This window comes from Amycolatopsis pigmentata (assembly GCF_042684065.1).
GTDB classification, from domain to species: domain Bacteria; phylum Actinomycetota; class Actinomycetes; order Mycobacteriales; family Pseudonocardiaceae; genus Amycolatopsis_E; species Amycolatopsis_E pigmentata.
The window spans coordinates 916,936-934,491 of record NZ_JBHUKR010000004.1 but is presented as its reverse complement, the minus strand read 5'-3'; the positions used below and the strand labels follow the sequence as shown (position 1 = coordinate 934,491).

At 68.5% G+C, this 17,556-nt stretch carries 17 protein-coding genes and 1 pseudogene; 11 read left to right on the top strand and 7 right to left on the bottom strand.

Features of this window, described 5'->3' with window-relative positions; all coding sequences use genetic code 11:
* Nucleotides 1–55: 55 nt before the first annotated feature.
* Together ACFSXZ_RS06045 and ACFSXZ_RS06040 are read left to right on the top strand one after the other, a co-directional pair.
* Complete coding sequence (locus tag ACFSXZ_RS06045; protein ID WP_378262090.1) at nt 56–667, top strand: carboxymuconolactone decarboxylase family protein; 612 nt, start codon at nt 56–58, stop codon at nt 665–667.
* A gap of 138 nt (nt 668–805) precedes the next feature.
* Nucleotides 806–1,165 (top strand): hypothetical protein, encoded by a 360-nt coding sequence (locus tag ACFSXZ_RS06040; protein WP_378262089.1) that lies wholly within the window; start codon nt 806–808, stop codon nt 1,163–1,165.
* Nucleotides 1,166–1,177: 12 nt separating this feature from the next.
* Here the strand turns inward: ACFSXZ_RS06040 and ACFSXZ_RS06035 are convergent.
* The 7 genes and pseudogenes from ACFSXZ_RS06035 to ACFSXZ_RS06005 form a co-directional block, all read right to left on the bottom strand.
* Nucleotides 1,178–1,495, bottom strand: a pseudogene (locus ACFSXZ_RS06035) (enolase C-terminal domain-like protein); the annotation flags it as partial.
* Between the two features lie 14 nt (nt 1,496–1,509).
* Nucleotides 1,510–1,929, bottom strand: coding sequence for an aconitase X swivel domain-containing protein (locus ACFSXZ_RS06030; protein ID WP_378262088.1), 420 nt, complete (start codon nt 1,927–1,929; stop codon nt 1,510–1,512).
* Nucleotides 1,930–1,957: 28 nt separating this feature from the next.
* Nucleotides 1,958–3,238: an aconitase X gene (locus tag ACFSXZ_RS06025; protein WP_378262087.1), complete on the bottom strand. Its 1,281-nt coding sequence runs from the start codon at nt 3,236–3,238 to the stop codon at nt 1,958–1,960.
* On the bottom strand, nt 3,235–4,569 hold the full coding sequence (locus ACFSXZ_RS06020) for an MFS transporter (protein ID WP_378262085.1): 1,335 nt from the start codon (nt 4,567–4,569) through the stop codon (nt 3,235–3,237). Before ACFSXZ_RS06020 ends, ACFSXZ_RS06025 begins: the two co-directional genes overlap by 4 nt.
* 54 nt (nt 4,570–4,623) lie before the next feature.
* Nucleotides 4,624–6,315 (bottom strand): dihydroxy-acid dehydratase domain-containing protein, encoded by a 1,692-nt coding sequence (locus ACFSXZ_RS06015; RefSeq protein ID WP_378262083.1) that lies wholly within the window; start codon nt 6,313–6,315, stop codon nt 4,624–4,626.
* A gap of 13 nt (nt 6,316–6,328) precedes the next feature.
* Nucleotides 6,329–7,618: an FAD-dependent oxidoreductase gene (locus ACFSXZ_RS06010; protein ID WP_378262081.1), complete on the bottom strand. Its 1,290-nt coding sequence runs from the start codon at nt 7,616–7,618 to the stop codon at nt 6,329–6,331.
* Between the two features lie 189 nt (nt 7,619–7,807).
* Nucleotides 7,808–8,752: a LysR family transcriptional regulator gene (locus ACFSXZ_RS06005; protein WP_378262079.1), complete on the bottom strand. Its 945-nt coding sequence runs from the start codon at nt 8,750–8,752 to the stop codon at nt 7,808–7,810.
* A 486-nt stretch (nt 8,753–9,238) separates the two neighbouring features.
* On the opposite strand from ACFSXZ_RS06005, the gene ACFSXZ_RS06000 reads away from it, so the two are divergent.
* The 9 genes from ACFSXZ_RS06000 (at nt 9,239) to ACFSXZ_RS05960 (ending at nt 17,501) form a co-directional block, all read left to right on the top strand.
* The gene (locus ACFSXZ_RS06000) at nt 9,239–10,186 is read left to right on the top strand and encodes an ABC transporter permease (RefSeq protein WP_378262077.1); all 948 of its coding nucleotides are present in this window, start codon (nt 9,239–9,241) and stop codon (nt 10,184–10,186) included.
* A 22-nt stretch (nt 10,187–10,208) separates the two neighbouring features.
* Nucleotides 10,209–11,093: an ABC transporter permease gene (locus ACFSXZ_RS05995; RefSeq protein ID WP_378262075.1), complete on the top strand. Its 885-nt coding sequence runs from the start codon at nt 10,209–10,211 to the stop codon at nt 11,091–11,093.
* Complete coding sequence (locus ACFSXZ_RS05990) at nt 11,090–12,079, top strand: ABC transporter ATP-binding protein (protein WP_378262073.1); 990 nt, start codon at nt 11,090–11,092, stop codon at nt 12,077–12,079. The genes ACFSXZ_RS05995 and ACFSXZ_RS05990 overlap by 4 nt, the downstream gene beginning before the upstream one ends.
* Complete coding sequence (locus tag ACFSXZ_RS05985) at nt 12,076–13,131, top strand: ABC transporter ATP-binding protein (RefSeq protein ID WP_378262072.1); 1,056 nt, start codon at nt 12,076–12,078, stop codon at nt 13,129–13,131. Before ACFSXZ_RS05990 ends, ACFSXZ_RS05985 begins: the two co-directional genes overlap by 4 nt.
* 130 nt (nt 13,132–13,261) lie before the next feature.
* Nucleotides 13,262–13,717 (top strand): MarR family winged helix-turn-helix transcriptional regulator, encoded by a 456-nt coding sequence (locus ACFSXZ_RS05980; protein ID WP_378262070.1) that lies wholly within the window; start codon nt 13,262–13,264, stop codon nt 13,715–13,717.
* Between the two features lie 11 nt (nt 13,718–13,728).
* Nucleotides 13,729–14,868: a M24 family metallopeptidase gene (locus ACFSXZ_RS05975; RefSeq protein WP_378262068.1), complete on the top strand. Its 1,140-nt coding sequence runs from the start codon at nt 13,729–13,731 to the stop codon at nt 14,866–14,868.
* Nucleotides 14,869–14,929: 61 nt separating this feature from the next.
* Nucleotides 14,930–15,907, top strand: coding sequence for an aminopeptidase P family N-terminal domain-containing protein (locus ACFSXZ_RS05970; protein WP_378262066.1), 978 nt, complete (start codon nt 14,930–14,932; stop codon nt 15,905–15,907).
* Nucleotides 15,904–16,983: an ornithine cyclodeaminase family protein gene (locus ACFSXZ_RS05965; protein WP_378262064.1), complete on the top strand. Its 1,080-nt coding sequence runs from the start codon at nt 15,904–15,906 to the stop codon at nt 16,981–16,983. Before ACFSXZ_RS05970 ends, ACFSXZ_RS05965 begins: the two co-directional genes overlap by 4 nt.
* The gene (locus ACFSXZ_RS05960) at nt 16,980–17,501 is read left to right on the top strand and encodes a LeuD/DmdB family oxidoreductase small subunit (RefSeq protein WP_378262062.1); all 522 of its coding nucleotides are present in this window, start codon (nt 16,980–16,982) and stop codon (nt 17,499–17,501) included. Before ACFSXZ_RS05965 ends, ACFSXZ_RS05960 begins: the two co-directional genes overlap by 4 nt.
* Nucleotides 17,502–17,556 lie beyond the last annotated feature (55 nt).

The following is a 17,556-nucleotide window of genomic DNA, read 5'->3' as shown; positions in this document are numbered from 1 at the left end:
GCCATCAGTGGTTGTAGGATCGCCCTACAATCATCGTGGCTGGAGAGGATTCCTCGTGCTCAAGCACCCATCGACCGGCGAGCGGGACTGGGGCGGGCGGCTGCCCCTTGCCGAATCAGGAACGTTGGACGACAAGCAGCGCGCGCTCGCCGACCGGTTGCACGAACTCTCGGTGCCCTGGGCGGAGCAGGCCGGGTTCGTGGCGACCACCGACGACGGGTATCTGATCGGGCCGTGGAGCCTGTTGACCCAGCAGCCGGGGCCGGGCCGGGCCTTCAACGACTGGATCCGCGCGGACCGGGAAGCGTCGTCACTGCCGGGCAACGTGCGCGAGTCGATCATCCTGACCATCGCGGCGTTCTGGCAGGCCGACTACGAGATCTACTCCCACAAGGCCGTCTCCCGGCATGTCGGCATGTCCGAATCGGTGATCGAGGGACTGCTGAACCACGAGCCGAACGACGACTTCTCCGCCGCCGAACTCGCCGCCCACACCTTCACCGACGAACTCGTCCGCGCACGCAGGGTCAGCGAGGAAACCTACCGGCGCGCGCTGGAGGAGTTCGGGCAGACCGGCGTCATCGACATGGTGCACCTGATCGGCATCTACCTGGCGATGGCGGCCCTGCTCAACGCGTTCGAGATTCCCGCGCCCGACACGCCGTAGGCACCCGGGTCCGATACCGGTCGGCGAAACGGCCCGCGGTCAAGGACCTTGGTCTCTTGCCCGCGGGCGCTCCGGGCGCGTTCCGTGGACGCAAGGCCGCCGTGAGCGGCGGTGACGGACGAGGCAAGGAGGCGACAGATGGAAACCGGTATCCTGATCAGGTGGGGAATGCCCAGGCAGGGGCGGGAAAAGGAGGCCCTTGCCCTCTTCCGCAAGAACAACGAGTTCTTTCGTTCCCTCGTCACGGACGGGAAGCTGAGCTACTGCGAACCCTTCATGCTCGCCAGCGGTGACGCCGAGGTCGAAGCCGGATTCTTCATCCTCAAGGGCGAAGTGACCCACGTGTTCGAGCTCCTGGAAAACCAGGAATTCCGCGAGCTGATGGCCAAGGGGAGCGTGCTCACCGAGCACTTCCGCTTCGACATGCTCGCCGTCGGCGAGAGCATCAAGCGCAGCCTCGGCGAATACGAGCGGGCACTCGGCACCGTGAAGGTCTGACCCGCTTTTCGGTCACGGCCGGGAAGTCCGCGCGGACACGGTGAGTTCGGTCAGGATCTCCGGTACCGGCTCGATCCCGATGCCCGGTGCGGTGGGAATTTCGATGAGACCGTCCTCGCTCATCGTGACGGGTTCGGTGAGGTCCGGGGCCGAAATGTCCGACGGCAGTGTGCAGCCGGGAAGCCCGCCGAGCGCGAGGTTGGCCGAGCGGCCGATGCCGGTCTCCAGCATGCCGCCCGCCCAGACCGGAATTCCCGCGGCGCGGCCGACGTCGTGCACTCGTCGTGCTTCCAGGTAACCGCCGACGCGGCCGGGTTTGATGTTGACGATCGCGCGGGCTGATCTCAGCGGGGCTTGATTTCCACGATGCCGCGGTCGGCGTCGAGGCGCACCCAGTCGCCGGTACCGATCACTTCGACCGGATCACGGTCGAGATCGCTGATCGACGGCACCCGGGTCACCACGGCGCCGAGCGCGGCCTTGGTGGTGGTCACGGTGAAGATCAGGCCCGCCGGCGCGGTGCCGAGCAGGCGGGTCGACTGGAAGAACCCCGACCAGCCGGACGATCCCTTGGCGCCGGGGAAGACCAGGATCTTCCCGGTGAAGCAGACGCCGTGAAGCTCGTGCCGCCGTTCGATGATCGTCCCGGTCGCCGGGTCGATGCCGCCCCAGCCGGAAATCGTCTCGTGCGACACCAGTGCCTCACCCTCGACGACACCCGGCACCACCGTCCGCCCGTGCAAGGTGATCACCCCGGTATTCATGGCAGCTCTCCTTGTTCCGCGGCGACCATCATCGCAGCTCTCCTCGCCAGCGGCCGGTGACGGCCGCATCGACGCAGTCGGCCAGCGAGCCGAACCACGCCTCGATGCCCAGGATCGCCGGAAGGTAGTGGGCCTGCTTGGCGGAGTCGGTGGCGAAGACCCTGGTTCCCGGGGGCGCCACCCGGGACATGGCCGGGCACGAGTCGGTCAGGAGCCTGCCCCCGGCCGCTTCGATGATCTCCGTGTAACCGCTCCGGTCGGCGACCGCCTTGAGCGCGCGGGGCGTCATGATCCACAGCTGGGTTCCCGAGTGCAGCCGCTTGCCGTCCAGAGCCCGCGCGGCGGCGCGGATCTGGTCGATGGACGCGTGGGGACAGCCCAGCAGCACGAAGTCCACGTCGGTCGAGGTGCCCTGGTTGTTGAGCGTTTCGTAGACCCGCCGTCGCTCGGAGAGTCCATAGTGGATTGTTTCGGACGGTCGCCTGCCGTCGAACGCGGCTTCGAGGGTCGGCGCTTCCGGTGTGATACCGGGGATGTGGTAGAGCTCCACACCACCCGAAGACGCGGCCGCGGCGCCGAAGTGCTTGAGGTCGACGAGATCCGGGTGCGCGAATTCGCCACTGATCACCGGCCGTTCGTCCTGCACCAGGCCACCGGCGAAGTAGCCGAGCATGCCCCAGTCGAGGAAGTCGCGGACGCCGTCGTCGACTTCGATGAGATGCGTGCCGAACCGGTTTTCCGGAAGATGGTTGCCCCAGCACGGAATCTTGCCGGTCAGCGAGGCCGCGCCGGTGGAGGCGCCGCCCTCGCAGTTGGTCCGCGCGCCCAGCACGGAATTGCAGTAGACGACCGCCGAGGACTCCATCCACGCGCAGTGCTCGCCCCGGACCGGAAGGTTCCCCACCTGGTAGGGCGTGCAGGTGGCGAGAATGTTGACGCCGCGCCGCCCGTAGAACGATTCCGCGTCGCTCTGCAGTTCGACGAACTCCTTCGGATAGGGCGCGATACCGACCGAGTCCGGGCCGAAACCCTGCTGCAGCTGGCAGGTCGGCACCTTCATGTCCGGTATCGCGATCTCGTCGTCGCATTCGAGGTTGAGCACGGCGAACGCCTTGTGCCAACCGCCTTCGGCGACCAGTTTCGCCTTCACCGGTGACGGCTGCGTGGTGGTGCCCGCCACGTTGCGCGTGTCGCACAGTTTTTCCGCGTCCAGGGCTTCGCCGTAGCGGACGAGCAGGTCCATGGCCGCCGCGACCGCCGGTCCTTCGGCGCCGTCGCGCATCGCCTTCTCCTCGTCGGTGAGGATCACCGGGCTTCCTCCTCCCGTTCGACGGCAGGCCCGTTGGTCTCCGGGCCGCGCCGCACGGCGAAGAACATGAGCAGGCCGCCGAAGACGATCAGCACGACCGGCGTGTAGGCGTAGGGCATGAACGAGCTGAGCCCGAGCAGCCAGAACGTGTAGAGACCGGGCAGGATCAGGCCGAACATGTACCCGATGCCGTAGCCGCTGGCTCGCACGGAAGCCGGGAAGCGTTCGTTGAGGTACACCAGGATGACCCCGAGCGGCGCGGACGGAAGCACCTTCGCGGCCACCGCGATCAGCCCGATCAGCCAGGCGGGCGCGCCGGCCTTGGCGGCCACGGGCAGCAGCGTGAACGCGCCGCCGACCGCGAAGGTCATCACCAGCGCCCACCGCACGAGCAGTGCGCGCCGCCCGATCCGTTGCCCGATCAGGGAAAGCACCACGATCATCACCATCGTGCCGAGCGCGCTGATGATCTCCACCGTGGTGGACAGCTTGGGACTCTGGTCCAGTACCTGCAGAAGCAGAGTGGGCATGAACGACACGGACATCTGGGTGGCGAACCAGTAGCCGCAGGTGAACAGGAACACGCCCAGGATCAGCTTGCGGTGCGTGGTGAACAGTTCGACCACCGGCTGCCTGCCCTTCGGCCGCCCGGCGATGACCGAGGAGTCTTCGACCACATGGCGGTAGTGCCACAGGTACACCACGCCGATCACGAACCCGAGGAAGAACGGGAGCCGCCAGCCCCAGGACAGGAAACCGCTGTGCGGCAACGCGTTGAGCTCGCCGAGCAACAGCAGGTTGACCACCAGGACGGAACCGGGCGCGGCGATGCCGATGAGTCCGCCGATGCGGCCGCGGCGGGCCGGGCGGGCCTGCTCCAGTGCCAGCGGGATCGGCGCGGCGTACCCGCCGGCGAGGAAGATCCCGCCGATCAGCCGGAGCACGGCGAACACGGCGATCGCGCCGAAGCCCCACGCGGAGTAGCCCGGCAGCAGGCCCATCACCAGGGTCGCGATGGTGAAACCCCAGCCGCTGAGCATGGTGACCGGTTTGCGGCCGATCCGGTCGGACAGGTTGCCGAAGATCACGCTGCCGATGGGCCGCCCGAGGAGGCCGATGGTGAACAGCAGCGTGGTGAACGTGGCGCGGATCGCGGGCGAGAGACCCGGGGGCATGAAGTACGCCATCGCCGCGGGCAGCACGAGCGCGGGCAGGTAGACGTCGAAGCTGTCGACGAACATCGAGAAGACAGCGCCGCGGGCGGATCGCCGCTCGTCGGCCTCGGTGATGACGGTGGCGGGGGAAACGCCGGGTGGTGCGATTTCAGCCATCGCGGCCTCCTGGTGGTGGGTGGGGGAGTGCGGGACCTCCGTCGAAGGCGGTGGTCAGCGGTGTCCTGGGCGGAGGACCGCGCCCTGACCGAGGGGGCGCACGGTGCGCCGGTAGACCGACAGCCAGCCGGTCTCGTCGTGTTCGGGGAGGGATTCCGGGCGCCGGGCTTCGAGTTCGGCGGGATCGACCACCAGGTCGCACACCCGCGCCGCGATGTCGATGTGGATCATGTCGCCGTCGCGGACCAGCGCGAGAGGCGGAGCGAAAGCGGTGGATGACGGTGCGGAGTCCTCGGCGGCTTCCGGACGTACTTCGCCGACGACGATGCCGCGGTTGACCAGCCCGGAGAGCTGGCCGTCGGTGACCACCGCGACCTTTCCGGTGAGGCCGGCCCGATCGAGCGCGAAGACGATCTGCGAGGCCATGCCCATTCCCGGTCTGCCACGCGGCCCGAGACCGCGGAGCACCACCACGTCCCCGGGGCCGATTCTGTCCTCGGCCAGCGCCGCGACGGCGCTTTCCTGTGTGGAGAAACAGCGGGCCAGACCGGTGAAGGTGGCCGGGCGCTCGTCGCCGACCGCGAGTTTGACGATCCCGCCGGACGGGCTGAGCGAGCCGCGCAGGATCACGATCAACGGTTCGGTGGCGTAGGGCCGTTGGCGCGGGCGGATGATCTCCTCGTCGGCCACCGTGATGCCCGCGAGGTTTTCGCCGACCGTGCGGCCGGTCGCGGTCATGGGCGCCGGATCGACAAGGTCGCCGAGCTGCCGCATCACCGCGGCGGCGCCGCCCGCGGCCTCGAACTGTTCGATGGTGTGCGGGCCGTTGGGCCGGACCGCGGACAGGACCGGGGTGCGCGGGCCGAATTCCGCGAACAGCGCGAGCACGTCCACGTCCACTTCGGACTCTTCGGCGACCGCCTGCAGATGTTTGACCACGTTGATCGACGAACCGATCGCGAGCGCGACCCGGACGGCAGTGCGGAAGGCGGCCTCGGTGAGCACCTGCCGGGGGCGAAGATCTTCGTGGACCATTTCCACGACACGGATCGCCGCCGCGTCCGCCGCCGCCCACATGGCGGGGGAGTTGGCCGCGACCGGTGTGCTGCCCGGCAACGCCATGCCGAGCGCCTCGGCCACGATGTGCATCGAGTTCGCGGTGCCCATGCCGGGGCATACGCCCGGGCCGCCCACGGCGTTGTCGCTCATCTCGGTCAGTTCGTCGAGCGAGGCGGTTCCGCCGACCGCGCAGGCGTGGAGGAAGACCTCTTCGATATCGCAGTGACCGCCCCGGAAACAGCCGCTGGCCTGATAACCGCAAGCCAGCAGCAGGGTCGGGATGTTCAGCCGTCCCGCGGCCATCAGCTGGGCGGGCGCGGTCTTGTCACAGCTGGCGAGGCAGATCATGCCGTCGAGCTGAGCGCCTTCGACACCGACCTCGATGTCGTTCACGATGAGGTCCCGCGCGGACAGGATGTACCCGCCGCCGTGCCCCGCCGAGTGGATGAAGTCACTGGGCGCGGTCGTGCGGACCTCGAACGGCAGCCCGCCCGCCGCCGCGATGCCCTTCTTGACCCTGGCGGCGATTTCGTCGAGGTGACGGAAACAGATCGCGAGCTCCGACGAGGAGTTGACGACCGCGATCTTCGGTTTGGTGAGGTCTTCGTCGGTGAGACCGAGTGCCCGCCATTGTGCCCGGCGGGTCGCCCACCGCACCGTTCCCGGCGTGAAGTTGCTGCGTACCAAGGATCTTCCCCGTTCAGCTGTCGAGATTGGCGGTGAGGCGGGCGGCCAGTTCCGGGTAGGCGATGTCGTGCACACTGTCCTTTCCGGACAGATCCAGCGCGTGCGCTGCGGCGGCGCCCATGGCCGCGCACGGGCCCATCACGCGCACGCTCGACAGCGCCGCCGCGTCACCGTCCACGCAGCGGCCGGCGACGAGCACGTTGTGCGTGCCGGGCGGGGTCATCGACCGCAGTGGCACGTAATGCACGTGGTCCGGACCAAAGGTTTCCCAGACATAGCCTTCGGGAGCGTCGTGCAATTCGACGGGCCACGCGGTGCGCGCCACCGCGTCGGGAAACCGTGTGCCCGCACGGACTTCGTCGATGGTGAGCTGGTGAACGCCCTGGGCCCAGCGTGTCTGCCGCCTGCCCGGAAAACCGTAGGCCCGCACGCGGATCCGGCTGAACGCCTCGGGGAATTCGGCGCGCAGGAACGCCACCGCCCGGTCGGCCTGGGTCTTGCCTTCGAGCTGGGCCCTGGCGGCGGCGATCGGGTCGAGCGGTGCCTCGATGTGCGTCATGTTGAGCACCGCCGTGCCGCGGCCGGGAAAATAGAACGCCAGCCCGTCGTGGCGGCGCAGTCCGTACTCCCCGGCTTTGGCGTTCACGCGCGCGGCGAGTTCGTCCGGCGGGGGTGTGCGGTCTTCGTCGACGTGCTCGACGACGAGTTGCTGTGAGCCGTAAATTTCCCGTTCCGGCACACGACACGGCAGTCCGGCCTCCCAGATCAGTGAGGCGTCACCGCTGGCGTCCACGAAACCCGTCGCGCTCACCTCGACGGTGCCGTAGCGGGTGGCGAACGAGACCGATTCGATCCGTTCGCCGTCGCACACCACGCCGGTGATCGACGCGTTGGTGATCACCTGGATGCCGAGTTCGCTGACGGTGTTCTCGACCCAGCGCCCGAGCGCCACCTCGTCGTAGCCGACGGTCATGGTGTGGCGCCGGGAGTAGAACAGGCTGCCGGTGGCCTCCAGGTCGCCGAAGATGTCGTCGAAGATGCCGTGGGTCAGCTGGTGATACTCGGGCGCGTTGCCGAACACTCCGCAGAACAGGCCGATCAGCGAGTTGACCATCTGGCCGCCGAGTACCGGCAGCGCGTCGACGAGGACGACGCTGCGGCCGAGGCGCGCCGACTCGATCGCGGCGGAGAGCCCGGAGATCCCGGCACCGACGACGCAACAGTCGGCGTTCGCCTGGTGCGCGGCGCGGCCGGGAGGCTTGCGGACGGTGCGGACCTTCAGGTCGGTGAGCGGATGCGGCATGGATCACACCGTAAGCCGGGTATTCCACTGCCTGGAAATAGACAATGTCGCTGCGGGCGCATCAACGCCATTTATACCGATCCGACCCAAAAGTAGGCGGAGACGGTCCTCAGCCGATGTGCTCGTAGACACTGTTTCCGCCGTGGCTGTGGTCGGATTGGTATCGATCGGCACAGCAGTGCCCGGTCATCAAAGGTCGACGGCGACTTCGGTGAGTACCTGCCGGAGCCAGCGGTGAGCCGGGTCGTCGTCGTAGTCGGCGTGCCACCAGAACCGTTCGACGATCGGTTCCGGTTCTCCCGGGCACGGCAGGACCCGCAGTCCGAGCCGCCCGGCGACCCGGGTGGCGAGCCGTTCCTGAAGCAGCGCCACCCGGTCCGTGCCCGCCACGAAATGCGGCACCGCCTGGTAACTCTCCACCCGGACCTGGATCGGGGGCTGGATGCCCAGCAGCACCAGCTGGCGGCTCATCGGCGCGGCCGGGGTGAACCCGCGATCCGGCTGGAACGGCGCGACCCAGGGCATTCCCGTGAGCTGGTCCAGGGTCAGCTCGTCGTCCTTGACGTGCGGGTTCGCCGCGTCGACGACGCACACCCAGCGATCGGTGAACAGTTCGACGGAGCGCACGTCGGGCACCTCGAACCGGTTCACCGGCGGGGCGACCATGCCGTCGATGAGCCGGATCGTGCCGGCGACGTGGCTGGCGAATGCCTCGCGGACCAGGCGGACATGCAGGTGCACGTCCGGTGCCTGCTCGGCCAGGCGCGTGGACAGCCGCGCGGCCAGCACTTCGATGGTGTAGTCGGCCATGAACAGGGTGAACTCCCGCTGGGACACCCCGGGGTCGAAGTCGTGCCCGGTGGCGAAAAGCCGCTCGGCGGCGTCGCAGACCTTCTCGACCTGATCGGCCAGTTGCGTGGCGAGCGCGGTCAGCGTGTACCCGTTCCTGGTGCGCGCGAGCAGTTCGTCGCGGAAGTGGCGGCGCAGCCGGGCGAGCGAGGCGCTGACCGCGGGCTGGGTCACCCCCAGCTTCGCGGCGGCTCGCGTGACGTTGCGCTCGCGGAGCAGTTCCCGCAACGTCACCAGGAGATTGAGGTCCAGGTTGGCCAGATGCACCGACGAATGCCTTGCCACGCTGGGACTATAGGCCCCTTGCCCGCCCGCCGTCCGGGCCCGCCGGAATCGGACGCCGATAGGTCCGTCCACAGTGGACATGTGTATAACGATCTATACGTCACCTCTTTCGGTGCTCGGAGGCGTATTCTTCTGGGGAAGTGTCAAGGCCTGTAAGAGATCTCGCCGCAAAGGAATAACAAACGGCGGCGAAGTTCGACGATTGTTCACCGGCCGCGAAGTGCGGCCGCCGGTCCGGCCTGCCTGGGTGGCGGACGCGGCGGCCCGGCCGCGCCGTGTGCGACACGGTGGCCGTGGGGGAGCGGTCCGGCTCCGATCGTGGCCGCCGGGTGCTTGTGTCCGGCGCCACTACCGACATAGGCTGCAGGCGTCGTTTTGAACGTGGTGTTCGCAATATGGACAACGAAGTTACGGAGGGAACGCCATGGTTCGCCGCCCGTTGAACGCTGCCGGGTCGCGATCGGCCGGTGCGCTGTGGGGGCCCCGATGAGCCTGGTCGTAGTCGCCCGGAGGCTGGGCGCCGGTCTGCTGGTCCTCTGGATCGTGTCGATCATGACGTTCCTGATGGTCCGCCTGATCCCCGGCGACCCCGCGGCCGCTGTGGCCGGAGAGCACGCGTCGGCCGCGGACATCGCCGCCATCCGCGCGCAACTGGGGCTCGACAGGCCCCTCCTGGTTCAGTACTTTCGGTGGCTCGGCAGCGTCCTCCAGGGTGACCTCGGCACGTCACTGACCTCGTCCCGGCCGGTGGCCGCGACGATCATGAATGCCATCCCGGCGACCTTGTCGATCACCCTGGTGGCCTTGGTCCTCGCGACCGTGTTCGGGGTCGCGGCCGGGGTCGTCGCCGGGTTGCACCAGGGAGGCTGGCTCGATCGCGGGGTGACGGCGGTGACCACCGCCGGCATCGCGATGCCCGGCTTCTGGGTGGCGATGGTGCTGATCTCGATCTTCGCCATGAAATTGCACGTTCTGCCCGCCACCGGCTACAGCCCGCTCGGTGACGGGTTCGGGCCGTGGCTCCAGCACGTTCTGCTGCCCGGCGCGGCACTCGCGCTCGCGACGGCCGCGCAGATCGCGCGCCAGGCCCGGGGCTCCGTCGCCGATGTGATGGTCGAGCCCTACGTCCGCACCGCGCGTGCCCGCGGTGCCTCGGGTTCCGTGCTCGTGCGGCGGCATGTCCTGCGCAACGCGTCGATCCCCGTGCTGACCGTGATCGGCCTCCAGACCGGCCACCTGCTGGGCGGGGTGATCATCGTGGAAACCGTGGCCGGCGTCAGCGGGATCGGCACGCTCGCGCTGCGCGCGGTCCAGGACCGTGACTACCCGATGATCCAGGGCTACGTGCTGTTCGTGGCGGTCGTCATGGTCGTGGTCAACCTCGTCGTCGACATGGCGTACCAGTGGGTCAACCCGAAGGTGCGTGCCGCATGACAGCACTTGTGGAGGGACGAGCATGACGACAGTGCTTCCGGTGACCACGACGGTGGCCGCACCGGCCCGTTCGCCGTTGAAGGACATCGGCCGGGGGTTTCTCCGGAGCCCGGCCAGCCTCGCCGCGCTCGCCTTCCTGCTGCTCTTGGTGTTCCTCGCGGTCGCGTCGCCACTGGTGATGCCTTACGACCCCGCCGCGCAAAGCCTCGGCGAGAAGTTCCTGGGGCCGGGCGCGAGCCATCTCCTGGGCACCGACCAGTTCGGCCGGGACGTGCTCAGCCGCATGATGTCGGCCGCGCGGATCGCCTTGCTCGCGCCGGCCATCGCGATCGCCACGGCCATCGTGCTGGGCGTCCCGGTCGCGCTGCTGGCCGGACTGCGGCGCGGTTTCGTCGACGCCGTGGCGGGGCGGTTCGCCGACGCCGTGATGAGCCTGCCCGCCCTCGCGTTGTCCATGGCCATCATCGCGATGCTCGGCCCGGGACTGGTCAACTCGATGATCGCGGTCGGGATCGCGTTCGCGCCGACGCTGTTCCGGGTCGTGCGCGGGGCCGCGCTGGCGACTTCGCGGGAGACGTTCATGGAATCCGCGGAGTCCATCGGCTGCAGTACCAAGCGGATCCTGTGGTCACACCTGCTGCCCAACGTGGCCGCGCCGCTTTTGGTCCAGGCCACGATCCTGATGGGCATCGCCCTGCTCGCCGAGGCCAGCCTGAGCTTCATCGGCCTGGGCGTCCAGCCGCCCGACACCAGCTGGGGTTCGATGCTGTCCGACGCCTACCAGAACCAGTACGACGCGCCGTTCGCCGCCGTGGCGCCGGGTATCGCGCTGGCGTTGACCGTGCTGGCGTTCAACGTCCTCGGTGACACCTTGCGCGACGTGATCACCGCCGGGAGGCGCGCGTGAACACTCCGGTCCTTTCCGTTCGTGACCTGGTGATCGACTTCGAAGGCCGCCCCGCGCAGCCCGCGCTCGTGCAGGGCGTGAACTTCGACGTGCTGCCCGGTCAGTCGGTCGCGCTGATCGGCGAATCGGGGTGCGGCAAGACGCTCACCTCACTGGCGATCCTCGGCTTGCTGCCCCCGAGGATGCGGGTGGCGAGCGGGTCGATCGTGCTCGGCGGGGTCGACGTGCTCCGCGCGAGCGAACGGAAGCTGCGCGACCTGCGGGGCCGCACCATCGGCGCCATCTTCCAGGAACCGATGAGCAGCCTGAACCCGACCATGACCGTGGGCGACCAGATCGGCGAGTCCCGCAGGCTGCATCTCGGCGAGTCCCGCCGGAGCGCGCGAGTGAAGGCCGTGGAGCTGCTGGACCGGGTCGGCATTCCGAACGCCGGTGAGCGCGCCCGCGCCTACCCGCACGAGTTGAGCGGCGGTATGCAGCAACGGGTCATGATCGCCGCCGCGATCGCCTGCGATCCCGCGATCGTGCTGGCCGACGAGCCGACCACGGCGCTGGACGCCACGGTGCAGGCGGACATCCTGCAACTGCTGGAAGATCTGCGCAAGGATCTCGGCCTCGGCATCCTGTTCGTCACCCACGACCTCGGTGTGGTGGCCGACTTCTGCGAGCAGGTCGTGGTGATGTACGCGGGGCACGTCGTCGAGCGGGCGGGCACGGACGCGCTGTTCGGCACGCCGCGGCATCCCTACACCGAGGCGCTTCTCGGTGCCGTCCCGCAGGCGGGCCGGGCGCGCACGATGCTGAGCGTGGTGCCCGGCCGGGTGCCGCCCAGCGGGAGCCTGCCCGAGGGATGCCGGTTCCGGCCGCGGTGCGGCTACGCGCTCGAGCCGTGCCGGCACGCTCAGCACGGCAACACCAGTGACGTCCACTTCACGTTCTGCGACCGTGTCGCCGACGGCGACCTGGTGCTAGGGAGCAAGTCATGACGGTGCCGCGGACCAAGCCGACCGCCGGAGAGGTGAGCGTCGACGACGACGCGCCGGCGCCGGTCGTGCGGGCGAGAAACCTGGTCAAGACCTTTCCGGTGCGGCGCAACGCCTTCGGCAGGCCGACCCAGCGGGTGCATGCCGTCGACGGCGTCGATCTCGTCGTCCATCCCGGTGAGACGCTGGGCATCGTCGGTGAATCGGGCTCGGGCAAGAGCACGCTCGGCCGGGTGGTGTCGCGCCTGCTCATCGCGGATTCCGGCTCGGTCGAGGTGGCCGGCCGCGAGCTGACGAAGACACGCGGGCGCGCGGCCCGGCGCGCCCGGGCCGACCTGCAGATGATCTTCCAGAATCCCTATGGCGCCCTGGATCCGACGAAGACGATCGGCAACGCGGTCGCCGAGCCGTTGCTGGTGCACGGGCGGGTGTCCCGCCGTGACATGAACCGGCGAGCGGGGGAACTGCTGGAGCGGGTGGCGCTCGATCCGGCCATTGTGGACCGTTATCCCGCCCAGCTTTCGGGTGGTCAACGGCAGCGGGTCTGTATCGCCAGGGCGCTGGCTCTGGACCCGAAGGTCCTCGTCGCGGACGAACCGACCTCCGCGCTCGACCTGTCGACCCGTTCGGAGATCCTCAACCTGCTGCTGCACCTGCAACAGGACTCCGGACAGGCGATGATCCTCATTTCCCACGACGTGACCACGATCAAGCACCTGTCGCACCGGGTCGCGGTCATGTATCTCGGCCGCGTGGTGGAGGAGGGATCGGTCGGCGAAGTCGTCGACACGCCGAGACATCCCTATACCCAGGCCCTGTTGTCCGCGGTGCCGGAGCCCGACCCGGCGGCGCAACGGCACCGTCGGCGGCAGGTCCTGGCCGGCGATCCGCCGAGCCCGATCGCGATCCCGTCCGGGTGCCGGTTCCGCACCCGCTGTCCGATCGCGACGGCGGAGTGCGCGAGCAGTGACCCTGCGCTGACCAAGGTGGGCCAGGACCACTTCGTGGCGTGCATTCACCGTGACGGCAAGCGAGCATCCAGCGTAGCGTCCTAGAACCCTTGTGAGCCAACGAAACCGGAGGTACACTCCTCCTTAATAGTTCGGTCGCCGAAATTTCTGGGTGGCGAAATGAGTTCACCGAACGGGTCCGCGCACGAGGTGAGGTTGCCAATGGTGGTGTGGCGTGAACAACGCTGATGTCCCCACCGCGCAGCGGTTCGGCGAGATGCTGCTGTCCTTCTCGGGACGCATCTACCGTCTGCAGACCGAGATCCTGGCCGGCCTTCCGGTGCCGCTCACGATCCGGCAGTACCGGATCCTCCGCCGTGTCGACGCGGGGCACACGTCGCTGATGGCGTTGTGCCGCCTCGCGCATCGCAACCCGCCGACGATGTCGGAGAGCGTGAACAAGCTTGTGCGGCAAGGACTTCTCACGCGGGAGACCGACGAGTCGGACCGCCGCGCGATGGTGCTCGCGCTGACCCCGGCGGGCCGTGCCGCGGCCGAGGCGGGCAGCCTCGCGCTGGAGAAGTTCAGCTCCGAACTCACCGGGGAACTGGACGACGACGTGCGCGCGAATCTGCTCGCGTTCATGCGACGGCTTTACCAAGAGACAGAAGATCGGCTCGACTACGGGTGAGCGGTGAAAAAATGATCAGTGCCGAGGATGAGGCTGAGCGCGAACTGCGTTATCGCAAGGTTCGCGCGGCGATGGCCGAGGCCGGGCTGGACGTGTTGCTGGCGTTCGGACCGGGCTGGCGGCGGGAAAACGTGCGCTATCTCGCGGACGCCCCGGTCGGCGCCAGCGCGGCCTTCGTGGCGGTGCCCGGGTCCGGTGCGCCTGCCGCGTTCACGACGCGGCGGCAGGACGTGCCGGTGATCGCCGGGAGTGGCTGGGTGACCGACGTGCATTTCGCGACTCCGGGGCGGGCGGAGCAACTCGTCGAGTGGTTGCGGGGCAGCGGCGCGAAACGGGTCGGTGTGGCGCACCAGGAGTTGCTGCCCGTGGTGTGGGCGGAGTTGCTGCGGAAAGCGTTGCCTGGCGCGGAGTTCGTGTCCGCGACGTCCCTTATGGACGATGCGCGCATGGTGAAGAGCGACTGGGAGCTGGCGAGGATGCGGCGCAGCGCCAAGGTCTGCGCCGCGGGCTGGCAAGCGTTCGTGAACGTGCTGGAGCCGGGGCTGCCCGAGTACCGGATCGTGTCGGCGGTGGAGGCGGAGGTCAAGCGGCTGGGCGCGGAGGACAACTTCATGCTCATCGCCTCCGGCAAGGACGAGGTCCGCGGCATGGTCCCGCCCGGCGACCGTCTCCTCGCCGACGGCGACATGGTGCGCACCGAGCTGACCCCGCAGATGGACGGGTACTGGCTGCAGATCTGCCGCTCCGCGATCGTGGGCCGGGCCAGCGACGCGCAGCGCCGGTCCTTCGACCTGTTCAACGAGGCGGTGGAAGCGGGACTTTCGGTGGTACGGCCGGGAATCACCGCACACGAAGTGGCCGTGGCGCAGAACGATGTGTTCCGCCGTAAGGGTTACGGCGAGTACTGCACCAGCCAGTACACCCGGGTGCGCGGGCACGGGCACGGGCTGCATCTGGACGAAGCCCCGATCATCGAAGGCAATCACACCGTCCTGCCGGAGAACGCGGTGTTCATCGTCCACCCCAACACCTTCACCCCGATCGCCGGCTACCACGTGCTCGGCGATCCGGTCCGGGTCACCGCCGACGGCTACGAGATTCTCGTCGAAACCGAGCGGAAGCTCTTCGAAACCGCAAAGGATGCCGCATGACACTCGTCAACTCAAGGCGCGGCCATCCAGGCGACTACAGCTACATCGCGGAGGTAACAGCGTGAAGCGTGGCTTGGTGATTCTGGATCACGACGAGGTTTCCGAGGCCGAATGGGCCGGACGGGCCGACCGGGTGCGCGAGCTGATGGCGGCCGAAGGGGTCGACCTGGCGCTGGTCTACGGCGATGTCTTCCGTTCGGACGACATCCACTATCTGACGAACCTCTGCATTTACTGGAACGAATGTGTGCTCGCCATTCCGACCGACGGCGGCGCGGATGAAGTGACGCTTCTGACGAAGCTTTCGCCGCGGGTGCACACCTGGATGCGCCAGACCACGACGCTGACGGATCTGCGCAGTGGCAAGAGTTTCGAGTCCCTCGTGAAGGGTCTGATCGAAGGCCGCAAGCCGGGCACGATCGGGCTGATCGACGGGCAGCTCTGGGCCGAGTCGGTCGTCGACGAGGTGAAGGCCGCCGCCGCGGACTGGACCGTGCGTCCGCTCGGGTCCTTGGTGCGCGAGTTGCGGAAGCGTCCCTCGGAGGCGGAAGTGGCGTTGCTCCGGCGTGCCGGGGCCGTGCTGGCCGAAGCCATCGGCGCGGCGACCGCTGAAGGGCTGCCCGACGGGGAAAGGATCGCCGTCGCGGAACGGATCGTGCGCGACGCCGGGTTCACCGACGTGATCGTCCGGGCCGAGGACGGCGCGGTGGAGATCACCGGCCAGCACCGCACCAGCTGGCTTCGCGTGGGCCGGGGTGACGCGGCCGCGGCCCTGCGGTCGGCGGTCGCACGGGCGGCCGACGGTGTGACCGTCGGCGAACTGGCCGGCGCGGTCGCGCCGTGGGACCTGCGCGTGATCGACCACGTGGACCTGACCACCGACGGCGAGTACGCGGACTCCTCGTCCGACCGGGTGCTCGCGGCCGGGGAAGTGGTGGTGATCTCGGTCGGAGGGCCGGAGGAACTCGGCGCCTCCGACACCGTGCTGATCGGTGCGACCGGCGCCGAGAACCTGACCTCGCCGGAGGTGAGCGCATGAGAATACTGTCCAATGAGGACGTCGAGAAGGTGCTCACCCCGGACGAAACCATGTCCGCGCTGGAGGTCGCGTACAAGGAACTGTCGGCGGGCCTCGGCGCGAACCGGCCGCGTAATCACACCTACTTCCCGGTCGAGGACGAGCGTTATCCCGGTTTCCGGTTCCGCTTCAAGTCGCAGGAAGGCGGCAACGTCTCCGCCGGTGTGTGGGCCTTGCGCATCACCTCGGACCTCGCCGGCGTGGAAACGCTGGCGAACGGGGTCAAGCGGCGCCGCCTGATTCCCGCCGCACCCGGCGGCCGGTACGTCGGGCTGGTCACGCTCTACAGCATGACCACCTTGGAGCCCCTGGCGATCCTGCACGACAGCTTCATCCAGAAGATGCGCGTGGGCGCGACATCGGCGCTGGGTATTCGTGAACTCGCCCGCGAGGACGTCCGCGTGGCCGGCATGTTCGGCTCGGGCTGGCAGGCACAGGCGCACCTGGAATGCCTGCTGATGGTGCGGCCGCAGATCGAGGAAGTCCGGGTGTACAGCCCGACGCCGGCGAACCGGATCGAGTTCGCGAAGGTCTGGAGCGAACGCACCGGGCGGAAGATCGTTGCGGTCGACGATCCGCGCCAGGCGGTCGAGGGCTGCGGGATCGTCACCTGCGCGACGGCGGCGATGGACCCGTGTTTCGACGGCCGCTGGATCGAGCCCGGCACGCACATCACCGCGATCACCTCACCCGACGGCACGGCCACCCGGCGCGAACTCGACGACGCCACGTTCGACCGGGCCGACCGGATCGTGGTGCTCTCGCGGGAGCAGGTGCATCACGACAAGCAGTTCGACATCCTCGGCCCGGTCGAACGGGGCCGGATGGCGTGGGAGGACATCGCCGAACTCGGTGAGGTCCTCGCCGACGACGCCCCCGCGCGCCGCAACCCGGACGACGTGACGATCTTCGCCAACAACACCGGGATGGGCATCCAGTTCGCCGCGGTGTGCGCGCGCACGCTCGCCCTCGCCGAGGAACGCGGCCTGGGGCACGAGGTTCCGACTGAATGGTTCTGCGAGGAGACGAGTCCGTGACGGAGGAGACAGTGACGACCCGCGTGGGCGGGGTACCGATCGTGTTCGGCGATGACGTCAACACCGATGTCATCATTCCCGGGCGGTACCTGGTCAGCATCGACCCGAAGGAACTGGCCGAGCACGCCTTCGAGCCGCTCGGGCCGGAGGTGCAGCAGCGGCTGCGCGCCAGTGACGTGGTGGTGGCCGGACGGAACTTCGGTTGCGGCAGCGCCCGTGAGCAGGCCGCGAGCTGCCTGCTGGGTGCGGGGATCAAGGCGGTGGTCGCCGCTTCGTTCTCGCGGGTGTTCTTCCGCAACGCGATCAACACCGGACTGATCGCGGTGGAATGCCCGGACGCGGCCGCCGCGGTGCGGGACGACTCGTCGATCTGGGTCGACTACGACACCGGTGTGGTCGAAGTGGACGGACAGTCCTTCGGTTTCGCGCCCTATCCGGAGGGCCTCAAGGCGATCCTGGCCAGTGGTGGGTTGATCCCTTACCTGATGCGGAACAAGTCAGAAAAGGCAATGCCATGACGAGTCGCGGCAATCAAAGTGACCAGAACGCGCGCTCTCTTTTTCCGCTATCGGG